Consider the following 13,753-nt stretch of genomic DNA (forward strand, 5'->3'; position numbering starts at 1 on the left):
ACTCCGTCCGAGACTCGGCCCCCGCGTCCGGGACTCGACCCGACACCGCGTCCGAGAAGGGCCCCACATGCCCGGCCGCCTCCCCCGCCGCCTGTTCGCCCTCCTGCTCGGCGCCCTCACCGGCGCCTCGGCCGTCGCGGCCCCCGCCCGCGCCGACGCCAGGGATGTGACGGAGTATCCGATCACCACCACCGCCGACAGCCTGCCCGCCGGAATCACCGCCGGGCCGGACGGCGCCCTGTGGTTCGCCCAGTCCGCGGCGGGCCGGATCGGGCGCATCGCCACGGACGGCACGGTCGCCGACTACCGCACCCCGACCCGGGACAGCGGCCCCTTCGGCATCGCCGCGGGACCGGGCCGTGCCCTCTGGTTCACCGAGCAGTCGGCCGGACGGATCGGACGGATCACCACGTCCGGCACCGTCACCGAGTTCGCCCTGCCCAGGGCCGCGAGTGCCCCGGCCGGCATCGTGCAGGGCCGCGACGGCGCGCTGTGGTTCACCGAGCTGGGCACCGACCGGATCGGCCGGATCACGGCCGGGGGCAGGATCACCGAGTACCGGGTACCCACACCGCACAGCCTCCCGTACGGCATCGCGGCGGGCGCCGACGGAGCCCTCTGGTTCACCGAGCTGGCCGGCGGCAGGATCGGGCGGATCCGACCCGGCGGCCGGATCACCGAGTTCCCGCTGCCGAGCCACGTGGACTTCCCCGAGGACATCGTCGCCGGGCCGGGCGGGATGTGGTTCACCGCGTCCGGGTCGAACTCCGTCGACCGGATCGACCGCACCGGCCACGTCACCCGGTACCGGCTGCCCGACGCCGACGGCGACCCCGGTGGGATCGCCGCGGGGCCCGACGGCCGGGTGTGGTTCACCGACGAGTCCGGCCGGATCGGCCGGGTGACGGCAGCCGGCCGGATCACCGTCGTACGGGTGCCGCACGGCCCCGACAAGGCACCCTTCCGGCTCACCACCGGCCCGGACCGCACGGTGTGGTTCACCGAACTGCTGGGCAACGCGATCGGACGGATCCGGTCCCTCTGACGCACGCCACCGGGTCCCTGAGCGCCGACCGCCCGCCCGCCGCGGACGGCGCGGAGGTCACCCCCTTGTGACGCCCGACGCCCGACGCCATGGCGGGCGGGGAAGGCGAAAACTCGATTGCGGCCGGCCGGCCGCCTCCCGGACGCTGCCCCCATGTCCCCTTTCGTGCGCCCCGCCACGCTCGCCGACGCGCCGGCCGTCACCGGTCTCCTCAACGAGATCGACCGCATCGAGATCGGGCGGCCGGAGACCGATCTGCACACGGTGGAGGCCGACCTCCACCACCCCGACGTCGATCTGGCGCGCGACTCCTGGCTGGCCTTCCACGGCGAACGGCTGGTGGCGTACGCGCTGGTCTGGGACGAGTCGCACGGCGAGCGGATCGACGCCGACCACTACGTGCTCCCCGACCACCAGGACGCGGGACAGCTGCTCCTGGCGGCCCTGGAGGCCAGGGCCCTGGAGATGGCCCGGGCCAACGGCGCCGAACGGGCCGTGCTGCACCTGCATCTCAACGTGGCGCCCACCGTCGACCAGGCGCTCGTCCGCGCGCGGGGCTGGACCGTCGTACGCCGGTACCACGTGCTGGAGAGGGCGCTGCGGCCCGCCGACGGCCCGCTGCCCGAGCCACCCGCGGGCGTCCGGGTGCGGTCGTGTGCCGGTGAGGCGGACCGGGAGGCCGTGCACGCGCTGTACCAGGCGGCCTTCGCCGAGCACTTCGACTTCCAGCCGCGGACCTACCGGCAGTGGCTGAACGACATCGACGCCGACGGGCTCGACTGGTCGCTGGTGTGGATCGTCGCCACGGACGGACCGGGCGACGCCGGTTTCCTGATCGCGCGGGACGACCGGGAGGCCATGGGCTGGATCCGCAGCATCGGCGTCCTGGGCGAGGCCCGCGGGCGGGGCCTGGGCGGGCTGTTGCTCCGCCACGCGTTCGCGGCCTTCGCCGCGCGGGGACGGCGGACCGTGGGGCTCGGCGTGGACACCGCGAACGAGACCGGGGCACCCGAGCTGTACGCCCGCCACGGCATGACCGTCCACTTCGCCGTGGACACCTGGGAGATGGTCGCGGGCTGAGGGACGACGGGCGGGCGGGCCGGTGAACGCACAGGTGGCGGCCCGGCCCGCGCGGCCTCACATCCGGGATCTCAGCACGTCGACCTCGCAGCCCGGCGCGAAGGGGTCGAAGCCGTGCTCGGTCAGCCAGCGAACGATCAGCAGGCTCCGCAACGACCACCATGCGTGGATCACGTCGAGGTCGATGTCGGTGCCGTAGCCGGCGATGACGTCGTCGAGGTGTTCCTCGTGGCCGAGGGTGAAGGTGGCGAGGTCGTACAGGGCATCGCCCCGGCCCGCCTCGGACCAGTCGATGATGCCCGTGACCTCGTCACCGTCGACGAAGACGTGCGCGATCTGCAGGTCGCCGTGGGTGAACGCCGCAGTCCACGGCCGCAGCGCGGCCTGGGCGACCTGGCGGTTGCGGGTGACCAGGTCGGCGGGCAGGACGCCGTTCGTCACGAGCGACGCGCACTCGGCGTCGAGTTCCGCCGTCAGCGCGTCGATGCTCCGGCCGGCCTGTCCCCGCCGGGCCGGCAGCGGCGCGTCGTGCAGCTTCCGGATGGCGGCGCCCGCCGCGGCCCACGCCGCCGGCGACCCGGTCGACGGCCCGCCGAGGCGCCCGAGTGTCGTGCCCGGGAGTGCGGCGAGCGCCAGCACGGGCGGCCTGCGCCACAGGATCTCCGGGGTCGGGACCGGCGCCAGGGCCATCGCCTCGACCTCGGCGTCGATGCGCGCCTGGTCGGCGTCCACCTTCAGGAACACGTCACCCACGCGCAGCGTCGCGCGCTCGGAATGGGCGACGACGACTTCGACCTCATCCATGGACGACCAGTATCCCGGAGGTGATCGCCGACGTCACCGCCCTCCACTCAACCTGGCCCGGACTGGAGTTCGGACAGGCCCTCTATGGAAGTCCTGTGGAAATTCGGCTGCTTTCGGGTGGGCGAGATGGGAATCTTCTCTACGGTCCGATGAGTACCACAGGGGGAGGTATCACCACAGTGAACCGTATGAACACGTCTTTCGGGGTGCTGGTCGCCACCGGCATCGTCACCGCCGCCCAGCTCGGCCTGGCCACCGGGGCGTCGGCGCGGGCCGAGGCGCCGCAGAGCACGGGGTGCCCGGTCGACATCGTCTATCCGAGCCGTTTCTATGTGAACTCGAGCGGCTGGGTGACCAACGGCGGCCTGTACTTCGCGGTGAAGAACAAGAGCGCGACCACCAGCTTCAAGAAGGTCACGTTCACCGTCACGGACGTCAAGAACATCCGCTTCGGCAGTGCCACCGCCAAGGGCGGCAAGGTCACCCACAAGACGTCGAAGACGGTGTCGGTGTACACGACGACGCTGAAGAAGAAGGCCAGCCTCGGGGTGAAGGTGCAGACGCACCTGCTGAACACCAGCACCTACAAGGTGAAGTTCGCGCTGCACGGCACGGGGTGGAACTGCGCCGTGGACCAGGGCACCTGGGGCTCCTGATCCCGGCCGGACCGTACGCTGGGAGCCGTGGTCGACTGCGGCGAGGATGCGGGCGCGGCGGCCGCCCGGCTCACCGGGCGGCCGGTCTCTGCCGAGCGGACCCGGTCGGGCGGCCCGGCGGAGGTGCTGCTCGCGGACGGGCGTGCCGTCATGGTCAAGCGCGGCGACGGTCCCGGCGCGGCACGGGCGGAGGCGGCCGGGCTGCGCTGGCTGGCCGCCGCGGGGGCGGTCCCGGTCCCGGAGGTCCTGGGGCATGACGAGCGGTGGCTGGTGACCGAGCTGGTCCCGACGGGACAGCCGGACGCGGAGGCCGCGATCCGCTTCGGCGCGCAGCTGGCCGCCCTGCACGGTGCGGGCGCCCCGGCCTTCGGGGCGGCCCCGCCGGACGGCCCGCGCGACGCCTGGATCGGGCGCGCCCCGATGCGCAACGAGCCGGGCGCCGACTGGCCGCGCTGGTACGCGGAGCAGCGGGTGCTGCCGTACGTGCGCGCGGCGGTGGACCGGGGGACCCTGCGGCCCGGTGAGGCCGTGGTGGTCGAGCGGGTCTGCGAGCGGCTGCCGGAACTGGCGGGTCCGGCCGAGCCGCCCGCACGGCTGCACGGCGACCTGTGGAGCGGCAACGTCCTGTGGGGCGCCGACGGCAGGCTCCGGCTGATCGACCCAGCCGCGCACGGCGGGCACCGCGAGACCGACCTCGCGATGCTCCGCCTCTTCGGCTGCCCGTTCCTGGACCGGATCCTGACGGGCTACCAGGACGCGGCCCCGCTCGCCGACGGCTGGGCGGAGCGCGTCGGCATGCACCAGCTGTTCCCGCTTCTGGTGCATGCGGTGCTCTTCGGACGGAGCTACGCCGAACAGGCGTTGGCGACATCCCGGACGATCTCTGACATGTGACGCCGTCATGTGCCGGACGGGCATGTGAAATCGGCCACGTGCGGTGACGATTCGCCGCTGGTTCCCCGCTGGTTCCTTAACAAGCTCTTAATTAGGACTGAGATTACGCAGAGTAAGGAAACCAACCACGCGTTCGAATCGTATAAGTGCATGGAAGAACGAAACAGGGAGAGACCATGCAACCGTTCGCGCTCAACTACGCACGCCCCGCAGTGCAGTTGGACGTCACCACTCCGTACGCGTATGACTCCGGACTGCAGTTGAACGTTCTCCATGATGGCCGGATCGCAGCCACCGATCACGCAACGCTCAGAGCCCTGGGGACCACGACCTCCACCGCGGGCTCCAAGACGCACTTCGACGACTGAGCGCGGACCCCGACGATGACCGTGCTCATCCTGACCAGTGACGAGGACGTGACGGCGGACATGGTGGTCCTCCGGCTGCACGAGGCCGGAGTGCCCGTCGTCCGCCTCGATCCTGCCGATCTGACCAGTGGTGTGGCCCTGTCGGGCGAGTATGTGCAGGGCGCCAGTCGCGGACACCTGTCCGTGAACGGGCGGCTGGTGAGCGTGAACGGCCTGCGCTCCATCTGGGTGCGCAGGCCGGGAGCGGCGGCCTCCCGGGCCGCCCAGCCGTCCCCGTGGCTGACGGAGGAGTCCGCGCAGGCGCTGTACGGCATGCTGCGCGGCACCGACGCGCGCTGGATGAACCATCCGGACGCGTCCCTGCGGGCCCGCCACAAGCCGTGGCAGCTGCGGCTGGCGCAGCGCAGCGGGCTCGCCGTGCCCGCGACGCTGATCACCACCTTCCCGCAGGCGGCCCGGGAGTTCGCGGAGCGGTTCCCGGACCTGGTCGTCAAGCCGGTGTCGGGGGCGCATCCGCAGGAGCCCCCGCGGGCGGTGCCCACCAGCCGGGTGGCACCGGACACCGACTTCGCGGCGGTGGCGTTCGGGCCGACGCTGCTCCAGCGTCGGGTCGCCAAGCGGGCCGACATCCGGCTGACGGTGGTCGGCGAGCAGCTGCTGGCCGCCCGCAAACCGGTGCACCCGGACGCCCATCCCGACGACGTGGACGTCCGGTTCGCCCCGTCCGTCTCGCCCTGGGTGGCGGCGGAGGTACCGCCCCGGGTCGCCGAGGCCGTCCACACGTACATGAAGGACGCCGAGCTGGCCTACGGCGCCTTCGACTTCGCGGAGGACGCCGACGGCATCTGGTGGTTCCTGGAGTGCAACCAGTCGGGCCAGTTCGGGTTCGTCGAGATGGACACCGGACAGCCGATCGCCGGGGCCATCGCCGGGTGGCTGGCGCACGGCACGCAAGAATGCGGGTCGTACGCCGGCGGCGGGCGGAGCACGACGTCTTGACCGCCCGGTCGGCGGTGTGGAAGCGGGTACGGAGAAAGGAACGGGACATGCGCATCGGACTGCTGGGGACCGGGCCGTGGGCGCGGGCGGCCTACGCCCCCGCGCTGGCGGGACACGGTTCGCTGGACTTCGTCGGGGTGTGGGGCCGCCGCCCGGAGGCCGCGGCGGAGCTGGCCGAGGAGTACGGCGTCCGGGCGTTCGACACGGTGGACGCCCTGTTCGCCGAGGTCGACGCGGTGGCGGTGGCGCTGCCGCCGGCCGTCCAGGCGGAGCTGGCGGCGCGGGCGGCGGACGCCGGGCGGCATCTGCTCCTTGACAAGCCCCTGGCGATCGGCGTCGCCGAGGGCCGGGCGGTGGTGGAGGCGGCCGAGCGGGCCAAGGTCGCCTCGGTGGTGTTCTTCACCACCCGGTTCCAGCAGGAGCCGGAGGCGTGGATCGGCGAACAGGCCGCCGCGGCGGGCTGGTTCACGGCGCGGGCGCAGTGGCTGGGCTCGGTGTTCACCGGCGACAGTCCGTTCGCCGACTCGCCGTGGCGCCGGGAGAAGGGGGCGCTGTGGGACGTGGGCCCGCACGCCCTGTCCGTGCTGCTGCCGGTGCTGGGCGACGTACGGCGGGTGGCGGCCGCCGTGCACGGGCCCGCGGACACCGTCCATCTCGTGCTCGACCACACCGGCGGGGCGTCGAGCACGGTGACGCTGAGCCTCACCGCGCCCGAAGCGGCGGCCGGGGCCGATGTCGAGCTGCGGGGCGAGGCGGGGGTGACTCTCCTTCCGAGGAGTGCGGAAGGAGCCGTCCCCGCCCTGACCCGGGCCGCCGACGCCCTGCTGACGGCCGTACGCACGGGCCGGGCGCATCCCTGTGACGCCACGTTCGGGCTGCGGGTCACCGAGATCCTCACGGAAGCGGAGGCCCTCCTGGGCAAGGACATCGGCTAACCGCCGGCTACGCCTCGTCGGGCGGCGGGTCGAACGGCTCGTCGCTCCATCGGAACCAGGCCCGGTCCCCCTCGATGTGCAGCAGGAACTCGGGGACCGGGCCGTCCGGCGCGATCAGCGACAGCTGCCGGCGGATCTCGTCGTGGACCTCCTCCCAGGCCGTCCAGTCCTCGGCCTCGGCCAGCAGCAGCTCCCGGGCGAACAGGTCCCGGACCGCGGCGAAGCCGGGCCCGGGCGTGAAGCCGCCGGACAGCCAGGGGAAGTCGGCCTCGTCGATGACGATCTCGCCGACCGGCTCGCGCCCGCCGCGCACCTGCCAGACACCGCCCTCGAACCCCATGCCGACTCCCCCCCCGTGAGCGGTCGATCAACGTCCTCTCAGCATGTCACCCGGCACTGACAGCGGCCGACGCCCAGAAGTTCACCCGTTCCCGGGTGACGGGGTAGCCCGCCCTGGCGAAGTGCGCGGCCATCGGGAAGTTGTCCTGGTCGGTGGCGGCGCCGATGGCCTCGGCGCCGTGTTCGACGAGGAAGCGGGTGCACTCCACGAGCAGGTCGTAGGCGTAACCGTGGCCGCGCTGCCCGGGCAGGACGCCGATGAACCCGATGCACGGGCCCGACGGGTTGCGGACGGGGATGTGGATGCCGACCGGCTCCCCGTCGGGGGTGCGGGCGACCTGCCACCACTCGCGGGGCGAGGGGAACCAGTGAAAAATCTCCAGGTCCTCCTGGGCCGCCAGTTCCACTCCGCCCTTCTCGATGGCCCGGCGGGAGTGGGCGTCCAGGGTGGCGGAGTTGACGGCGCGCAGGACGTCGAGGAAGACCTCGTCGTCGGGTTCGGCGGTGAAGACGAGGCGGCCGGGTCGCTCGGGCAGACCGCACTCGGGTGTCCAGCGGTAGTTGTAGCGCTCGACGAGCAGTTCGAAGCCCGCCTTGCGGGCGGCGCCGAAGCGGATCTCGGCGGCCGTGCGCAGTGCGGGGTCGTCGCGCCAGCCGGCGGGCAGGTCGAGTTCCAGTTCGTCGACCTGCCAGGGTGCGGTGCGCAGCAGCTCGGCGCCGGCCTCCTCCTCGCCCTCGGCGACGTCGAACCAGTTGACCAGGAGCGGAGCGGTGTCTTCGGGCCGGGCCCACCAGGCGGCGCGGGCCACGACCCGGCCGTCGCGCAGGGCCACCCGCTTCCAGTCGGAGCGGTACTGGGTGTTCTGGTGCTTCTCGCGCAGGCGCAGCGGGTCGGGCAGGTCGTCGAAGAGGTGGGCGGTGCTGTCGTCGAGCGTACGGATGACCGGATCGGTCACGGATTCCTCCGGGATGCGTGCAGCGGGACGCGCTCCCGGGTCAGCTCAGACCAGTCACGCCCGGGAAACGGGGAGGGAGCGCGGGATGGGTGTGATGTACATCGCACTCGCCTCCTTCCATGGGGTCTCGGGCGTGCGCTCATACGTTAGGGGCCGGGCCCGGGCGCGTCCACGGGTTTTCGCACCCCCGGAATTCAAGATCGGGACGAGTCGGGCGTACGGGCACGGGCGTAGCTTAGGGATGTGACTTCGGTGCGCGGCTGGTCGCCGCGTGGCTACCGGGACGGTCGTGGCTGGTTGCAGGGTGCGCCGCCGCCACGCTGGGTCCGGGTGCTGCCCGTGGTGCTGCTCGGAGTGGTGGCCGCGGCGACGCTGCTCAGCCCCAACGGCCACGACTTCGGCTTCCTCCTCGGGGCCATCCCGCCGCTCGCCGTCCTGTCGTACGGCCCGCTGGCGACGGCCGTGCTCAGCTGCCTGGTCGTGGTCCTGCTGAACGTGCCCGCGACCCATCTGAACCACCCCGGCGACACCGACCTGCTCACGGTCACCTTCGTCGCGGTACTGAGCGTGTTCGTGTCCTATGTGCGCAGTCACCGGGACGCGCAGCTGCTCACCGAGCGGGCGGTGGGCGAGGCGGTGCAGCGGGCCGTGCTGCCGCCGCTGCCGGAGCGGGTCGGGGCGGTGGGGTGCGTGGGGCTGTACCGGGCCGCGCAGCACGGGACGCTGGTCGGCGGCGACTTCTTCGACGTGCGCGACGGGCCGTACGGGGTGCGGGCGGTGATGGGGGACGTACGGGGGCACGGGCTGGCCGCCGTCTCCACGGTGGTGTCGCTGCTCGGGGCCTTCCGGGAGGCGGTCCTCGACGAGCAGGACCTGGAGTCGGTGGCGGCGCGGATGGACCGCAGGCTGACGGTGGACTCGGCCGACGTACCGCACACGGAGCTGTTCGCCACGGTTCTGCTGCTGGAGTTCTCCGCCGATCTGCGGTCGGTGCGGGTCGTGGTCTGCGGTCATCCGGCGCCCGTGCTGCTGCGGGACGGCCGGACCCAGGAGCTGGCCGTCCCGCCGGGCGCACCGTTGGGAATCGGGCTGGTGGGGGTGGAGCAGGCCAAGGAGGTCACGGTCGAGCTGGGGCCGGGAGACCGGCTGTTCGTCGCCTCGGACGGGGTCTGGGAGGCACGTGACAAGGCAGGGAGCTTCTACCCGCTCGCGGAGCGGCTCGCCGGGTTCGCCGGCGCGGAGGCGGCCGCGCTCACCGAACTGGTGTGGGCCGACCTGACCCGCCACTTCGAGGTGCGGGACGACGCCACCATGCTCGTCCTGACGCCCGTCATCGTCTGAGGCGGAGGGGTCTCAGCCCACGTCCCACAGGAAGCGGTGGGTGTGGATGCCGAAGTACGGGAAGGGCTGGACCTCACGGACGCCCTCGATCGGCCGGACCACGTCGTTGACGAAGTCGAGCAGCTCCTTGGGGCCGGGGGTGACCACCTCGGCGAACAGGTCGAAGCCGCCCGAGGTGAACACGGAGTACACCACCTCGGGGTGGGCGGCGAGGGCGTCGGCGACGGCCCGCGGGTCGCCGTCCGCGGCGATGCCGAGCAGCGCCATCGCCTGGCCGCCCATGGCCATCGGGTCGGTGACGCCCACGACCTGCACGGCCCGGGAGTCCAGCAGGCGCTGCAGCCGCTGGCGGGCCGCGGAGGCGGACAGGCCCACCTTCGGTCCGAGGTCGGCGTACGCGATGCGGCCGTCGGTCTGTAGCTCGCGCAGGATGGCCCGGTCGATGTCGTCCACGGGTGTCCCGGCCCCCTTCCTCAGCCGGCCAGTTCGAGCAGGGCGGCCCCGAACACGGCGGTGTGGGTGTCGACGTCCTGCTCGGTGGTGTCGGGGCACATCAGCGCCATGTTGTGGAACGGGGTGAGGAGGATGCCCCGGTTGGCGAGGTAGAGGTGCAGGAAGTCCTCCAGCTCGGCGTCGGCGGCGGCCTCGGACTCGGTGCCGGTGCGCGGGGCCGGGGAGGCGAAGCGGTACTCGGTGCGGGCGCCGAGGCGGCTGACCGACCAGGGCAGGGCATGGGCCTCGACGGCCGCGCGGACGCCCGTCTCGAAGCGTTCGGAGAGCGCCGTCATACGGGCGAACGCCTCGTCGGTGAGCACGTGCTCCAGGGTGGCCCGGGTCGCGGCGACCGAGAGCGCGTTGCCGGCGAGGGTGCCGCCGACTCCGCCCATGTCGACCAGGTCCAGGTCGGCGCGGGCGAGCAGGCGTTCGGCGAGCTCGGCGGAGAGGCCGTAGGCACCGGCCGGGATGCCGCCGCCGATGGCCTTGCCGATGGTGAGCAGGTCGGGTTCCAGCTCCCAGGCCGCGGTGCAGCCGCCGGGTCCGGCGGAGAAGGTGTGCGTCTCGTCGTTGACGAGCAGCGTGCCGTACTGCCGGGTCAGGGCGCGTACGCCCGCCAGGTAGCCGGGCTCGGGCAGGACGATGCCGATGTTGGTGAGCGCGGGTTCCATGAGGACGGCCGCCACGTCGCCGTGGGCGAGCTCGCGCTCCAGCTGCTCCAGGTCGTTGAACTCGGCGACCCGGCTGGTCAGGGTGACGTCGCAGGGCGCGCCCACGTTGCCGGGGCGGGGTGCCCCCTTGCCGTCGGGTCCGACGACGATGAGGGACTCGTCGACGCTGCCGTGGTAGCTGTAGCTGTTGACCAGGATCTTCGGCCGGCCGGTGACGGCGCGGGCGAGCCGGATCGCCCAGCGGTTGGCGTCGGTCGCGGTCAGCGAGAAGCTCCAGCGGGCGAGCCCGAAGCGGCGGGTCAGCTCCGCGCCGACCCACTCCGCGTCCTCCGTCGGCAGCATCGCGGTGGCCCCGCCCAGCTCGGCGAACCTGCGGTGCACCGCCTCGGTCACGACGGCCGGCGAGTGGCCGGCCATCGCGCCGGTGTCGCCCAGGCAGAAGTCGATGTAGGTGTGCCCGTCGACGTCGGTGACCCGGGCGCCGCGCGCGGTCGCCAGATAGCGGGGGAAGGCGCCGGCGGTCTTGTTCATCCAGGTCATCGGGACCCGGCCGAAGAGGTGCTCGGCGCCGGCATATGCCGCTCGGGAGCGGGGATTGCGCCGCTCGGCCTCGGCGCTCTCCCGGGCCAGGAGGGTGTGCAGTCGGGTGCGGTCCATGGAGTACCCCTGGTCGGGAGCGGCGGCGACGGAACGACGGGAGCGTACGACCGATATCGACCGCATTTCAAGATGTGACGCTCGAATCAATTGCCAGGACGACGGATTCGAGTGCCACCTCCTCCCGAGTGCGACCAGGCTGCGACCAGGCTTGAAGCCCGGCAACCGGACGGGCGTTCCGTGTTCGAACATTCGCCCTGAAACGCCATGGTTCGCCACCCCTTCCGCCAGTTAGAAATATCTACCAGCATGCATATGCCGGGTTGGCGTGCGGACGCGGAGATTCCTCGGAGCAGTGCATGACGAACAGGATGTGGATGCAGGGTGTGGAGTGGCTCGCGGCGGCCTCGGCGGACCCGCGGGCGTGCAAGTGGGAGTGGGACCACGGAGAGGGCGTCACGCTGCTGGAGGCGGGCCGCTTCTGGGATGTGCTGAGCGTGCCCGACCAGCTCGGTCTGCTCACGCTGGACCTGCTGTGGCGGCCTTCGCTGCCGGTGCCGGGGCCGACTCTGGTGGACACCGCGGCGGGCCGGGTCGGCTTCTTCCTGCCGCCCGATCCGTCCGGCGGCTGGATCGGTTCCGGGCTGCGGTACGCGTGCAAGGGGACGTGGGTCGCCGTACCGCCGCCGTACCGGCCCGCGCGTTACCTCGAATGGCTGGTGCCGCCCGACGGCAGCGGTGGACTGCACGCGCCGGGCACGCTGGAGCTGGCGTTGCAGGAGGCCAACGGCACACTGGCGGTGCTGCGGCCGCTCAGCGCCGAGTAGCGGGGCCGGCGGGGTCAGCGGCGGGGCGCCAGGACCAGGACGGTGGCCCAGCGGCCGTCCGGGTCGGCCGGTACGGCACGGCCCTGGTCCCGCCACTCCCGGACGAGCTGGGCGTAGATCGGTTCACGGCAGCACAGCGCCCGGGGCTGCGGGGCGGGGCGCCAGGGCGTCAAGGAGGTTCCGTCCATGACGGGGCAACGCCGGGAACGCGCCGGTGGTACGCGCCGTCCGGCGTGCTCACCGGGTCGGGTGAGCGGGTCGCCCGATCGGGCCCGCCGGTCCGTCGTACAAGCACTCCGGCGGCCGGGCATTCCGGCGGCCCGCGGCCGACAGGCGCCGCCGGGGGCACGCTCGTATCCTGGGGAGCCAGGGTTCTGACGTCCGACCCCACCGCACGTTCCCTTCCACGTGCTTGGAGTCAGCCCATGTCGCACTCGTCCGCCAAGCCGCGCCGCGGGGCCGCGACGGTCCTCGCCCTGGGGATCCTGTCGGTGCCGCTCGCCGGAGGGACGGCCGGCGCCCTGCCCGCCGCCGTACCGGCCGCGTTCGCCGCGCCCTCCCCCACCCCGTCGCCGTCCGGCAGCGCGGCCGTGCGGGACATGACACCGGCGGTCGCCCGCCGGCTCGACGCGGCCGTGCAGCACGTCATGCGTGAGGCGGACGTGCCGGGTGTGACCGTCGGCGTGTGGACCCCCGGCCAGGCCGACTACGTTCGCTCGTTCGGGACCGCGAACAAGGCCACCGGTCAGCGCATGTCGTCCGACCTGTACACGCGGATCGGCAGCGAGACCAAGATGTTCACCGTGACGGCGGTGCTGCAACTGGTCGACCAGGGCAAGGTCGGTCTCGACGATCCGATCGGCAAGTACGTCGACGGGGTGCCGAACGGCGACCGGATCACCCTGCGGGAGCTGGCCGGGATGCGCAGCGGACTGTTCAACTACTCCGAGGACGACGGCTTCTTCAAGGCCCTGACCACGGACCCCCGACGCCACTTCACCCCGCAGGAGTTGCTCGCCTACTCCTTCAGGCACCCGGTGATGTTCCAGCCCGGGCAGAAGTTCTACTACTCCAACACCAACCTGATCCTGCTCGGCCTGCTCGTCGAGAAGGAGAGCGGGCAGGGGCTCGGCGACTACATCGGGCAGCACATCCTCGCTCCGGCGGGCATGCGCCACACCCTGTTCCCGACCGGGAACGAGTTCCCCACCCCGCACGCACAGGGCTACACCGACCAGACGGCGACCGGAAAGGTCGAGGAGACCGCCGGCTGGGACCCGTCCTGGGCCTGGGCGGCCGGCGCGATGATCTCCGACCTGGACGACCTGCACAGCTGGGCCCGCACGGCGGCCACGGGGGTCTTCCCCGACGGCAGCACCATGGTCAGCCCCGCCGTCCAGCGGCAGCGGCTGACGACCCCGCCGACCGGGATCACCGGCGCCGGATACGGCCTCGGCATCTTCGACGTCCAGGGCTGGATCGGGCACAACGGCTCACTGCCGGGCTACGAGGCCCTGACCGTCTATCTGCCGTCGACGCGGACGACCGTGGTCGTCCTGCTCAACACCGACATCAGCTACCGCGGAAACATCGAGCCCAGCACCCTCTTCGGCCAGGCGATCACCCGGATCATCTCCCCGGCCCATGTCTTCGACCTGCCCGCGCCGGCCGCCGCCACCCGGTGACTCCGCACGACACGCCGGACCTCAACTCACCCTCTGTGCACGGCATTTCAGACACTTGACA

The 13,753-nt window shown here is 72.5% G+C and carries 16 protein-coding genes; 10 read left to right on the top strand and 6 right to left on the bottom strand.

Features of this window, described 5'->3' with window-relative positions:
* The first annotated feature begins 67 nt into the window (after positions 1 to 67).
* Positions 68 to 1,045, top strand: a complete 978-nt coding sequence (locus ACIPSJ_RS46450) for a hypothetical protein (RefSeq protein ID WP_401355517.1) — start codon at positions 68 to 70, stop codon at positions 1,043 to 1,045.
* A 153-nt stretch (positions 1,046 to 1,198) separates the two neighbouring features.
* Positions 1,199 to 2,125: a GNAT family N-acetyltransferase gene (locus ACIPSJ_RS46455; protein WP_401355520.1), complete on the top strand. Its 927-nt coding sequence runs from the start codon at positions 1,199 to 1,201 to the stop codon at positions 2,123 to 2,125.
* A 57-nt stretch (positions 2,126 to 2,182) separates the two neighbouring features.
* On the opposite strand, the gene ACIPSJ_RS46460 is transcribed toward ACIPSJ_RS46455, so the two are convergent.
* Positions 2,183 to 2,929 (bottom strand): phosphotransferase family protein, encoded by a 747-nt coding sequence (locus tag ACIPSJ_RS46460; RefSeq protein WP_401355523.1) that lies wholly within the window; start codon positions 2,927 to 2,929, stop codon positions 2,183 to 2,185.
* A 188-nt stretch (positions 2,930 to 3,117) separates the two neighbouring features.
* Here ACIPSJ_RS46460 and ACIPSJ_RS46465 point away from each other — a divergent pair, with 188 nt between their 5' ends.
* From ACIPSJ_RS46465 to ACIPSJ_RS46485, 5 genes are all read left to right on the top strand, one after another.
* Positions 3,118 to 3,585 (top strand): hypothetical protein, encoded by a 468-nt coding sequence (locus ACIPSJ_RS46465; protein ID WP_401355525.1) that lies wholly within the window; start codon positions 3,118 to 3,120, stop codon positions 3,583 to 3,585.
* A gap of 27 nt (positions 3,586 to 3,612) precedes the next feature.
* Positions 3,613 to 4,479 carry a fructosamine kinase family protein gene (locus ACIPSJ_RS46470; RefSeq protein ID WP_401355528.1) on the top strand — a complete coding sequence of 289 codons (867 nt, stop codon included), beginning with the start codon at positions 3,613 to 3,615 and terminating at the stop codon, positions 4,477 to 4,479.
* Between the two features lie 176 nt (positions 4,480 to 4,655).
* Positions 4,656 to 4,847 (top strand): putative ATP-grasp-modified RiPP, encoded by a 192-nt coding sequence (gene tgmA, locus ACIPSJ_RS46475; RefSeq protein WP_089102565.1) that lies wholly within the window; start codon positions 4,656 to 4,658, stop codon positions 4,845 to 4,847.
* A gap of 15 nt (positions 4,848 to 4,862) precedes the next feature.
* On the top strand, positions 4,863 to 5,846 hold the full coding sequence (tgmB, locus tag ACIPSJ_RS46480) for an ATP-grasp ribosomal peptide maturase (protein ID WP_355722096.1): 984 nt from the start codon (positions 4,863 to 4,865) through the stop codon (positions 5,844 to 5,846).
* Positions 5,847 to 5,893: 47 nt separating this feature from the next.
* Positions 5,894 to 6,781 carry a Gfo/Idh/MocA family oxidoreductase gene (locus ACIPSJ_RS46485; protein WP_359214726.1) on the top strand — a complete coding sequence of 296 codons (888 nt, stop codon included), beginning with the start codon at positions 5,894 to 5,896 and terminating at the stop codon, positions 6,779 to 6,781.
* A gap of 7 nt (positions 6,782 to 6,788) precedes the next feature.
* Here ACIPSJ_RS46485 and ACIPSJ_RS46490 read toward each other — a convergent pair whose 3' ends face one another.
* Both ACIPSJ_RS46490 and ACIPSJ_RS46495 read right to left on the bottom strand, forming a co-directional pair.
* Positions 6,789 to 7,121, bottom strand: a complete 333-nt coding sequence (locus ACIPSJ_RS46490) for a hypothetical protein (protein WP_401355531.1) — start codon at positions 7,119 to 7,121, stop codon at positions 6,789 to 6,791.
* Positions 7,122 to 7,167: 46 nt separating this feature from the next.
* Positions 7,168 to 8,076 carry a GNAT family N-acetyltransferase gene (locus ACIPSJ_RS46495; RefSeq protein WP_401355533.1) on the bottom strand — a complete coding sequence of 303 codons (909 nt, stop codon included), beginning with the start codon at positions 8,074 to 8,076 and terminating at the stop codon, positions 7,168 to 7,170.
* 243 nt (positions 8,077 to 8,319) lie between these two features.
* Between ACIPSJ_RS46495 and ACIPSJ_RS46500 the strand changes: the two genes are divergently transcribed.
* Positions 8,320 to 9,417, top strand: coding sequence for a PP2C family protein-serine/threonine phosphatase (locus ACIPSJ_RS46500; RefSeq protein ID WP_401355536.1), 1,098 nt, complete (start codon positions 8,320 to 8,322; stop codon positions 9,415 to 9,417).
* Between the two features lie 12 nt (positions 9,418 to 9,429).
* Here ACIPSJ_RS46500 and ACIPSJ_RS46505 read toward each other — a convergent pair whose 3' ends face one another.
* Both ACIPSJ_RS46505 and ACIPSJ_RS46510 read right to left on the bottom strand, forming a co-directional pair.
* Positions 9,430 to 9,870 (bottom strand): Lrp/AsnC family transcriptional regulator, encoded by a 441-nt coding sequence (locus tag ACIPSJ_RS46505; RefSeq protein ID WP_359214735.1) that lies wholly within the window; start codon positions 9,868 to 9,870, stop codon positions 9,430 to 9,432.
* A 20-nt stretch (positions 9,871 to 9,890) separates the two neighbouring features.
* Positions 9,891 to 11,240 (bottom strand): transaminase, encoded by a 1,350-nt coding sequence (locus tag ACIPSJ_RS46510; RefSeq protein ID WP_401355538.1) that lies wholly within the window; start codon positions 11,238 to 11,240, stop codon positions 9,891 to 9,893.
* 299 nt (positions 11,241 to 11,539) lie between these two features.
* Here ACIPSJ_RS46510 and ACIPSJ_RS46515 point away from each other — a divergent pair, with 299 nt between their 5' ends.
* A complete protein-coding gene (locus ACIPSJ_RS46515) occupies positions 11,540 to 12,007 on the top strand; it encodes a hypothetical protein (protein ID WP_401355541.1) in 468 nt (155 codons plus the stop codon).
* Between the two features lie 14 nt (positions 12,008 to 12,021).
* On the opposite strand, the gene ACIPSJ_RS46520 is transcribed toward ACIPSJ_RS46515, so the two are convergent.
* Positions 12,022 to 12,180 (bottom strand): hypothetical protein, encoded by a 159-nt coding sequence (locus ACIPSJ_RS46520; protein WP_401355544.1) that lies wholly within the window; start codon positions 12,178 to 12,180, stop codon positions 12,022 to 12,024.
* A 252-nt stretch (positions 12,181 to 12,432) separates the two neighbouring features.
* On the opposite strand from ACIPSJ_RS46520, the gene ACIPSJ_RS46525 reads away from it, so the two are divergent.
* Positions 12,433 to 13,692: a serine hydrolase domain-containing protein gene (locus ACIPSJ_RS46525; RefSeq protein ID WP_359214744.1), complete on the top strand. Its 1,260-nt coding sequence runs from the start codon at positions 12,433 to 12,435 to the stop codon at positions 13,690 to 13,692.
* The last annotated feature ends 61 nt before the right edge of the window (positions 13,693 to 13,753 follow it).

This window comes from Streptomyces sp. NPDC090088, assembly GCF_044747345.1.
Lineage (GTDB): Bacteria > Actinomycetota > Actinomycetes > Streptomycetales > Streptomycetaceae > Streptomyces.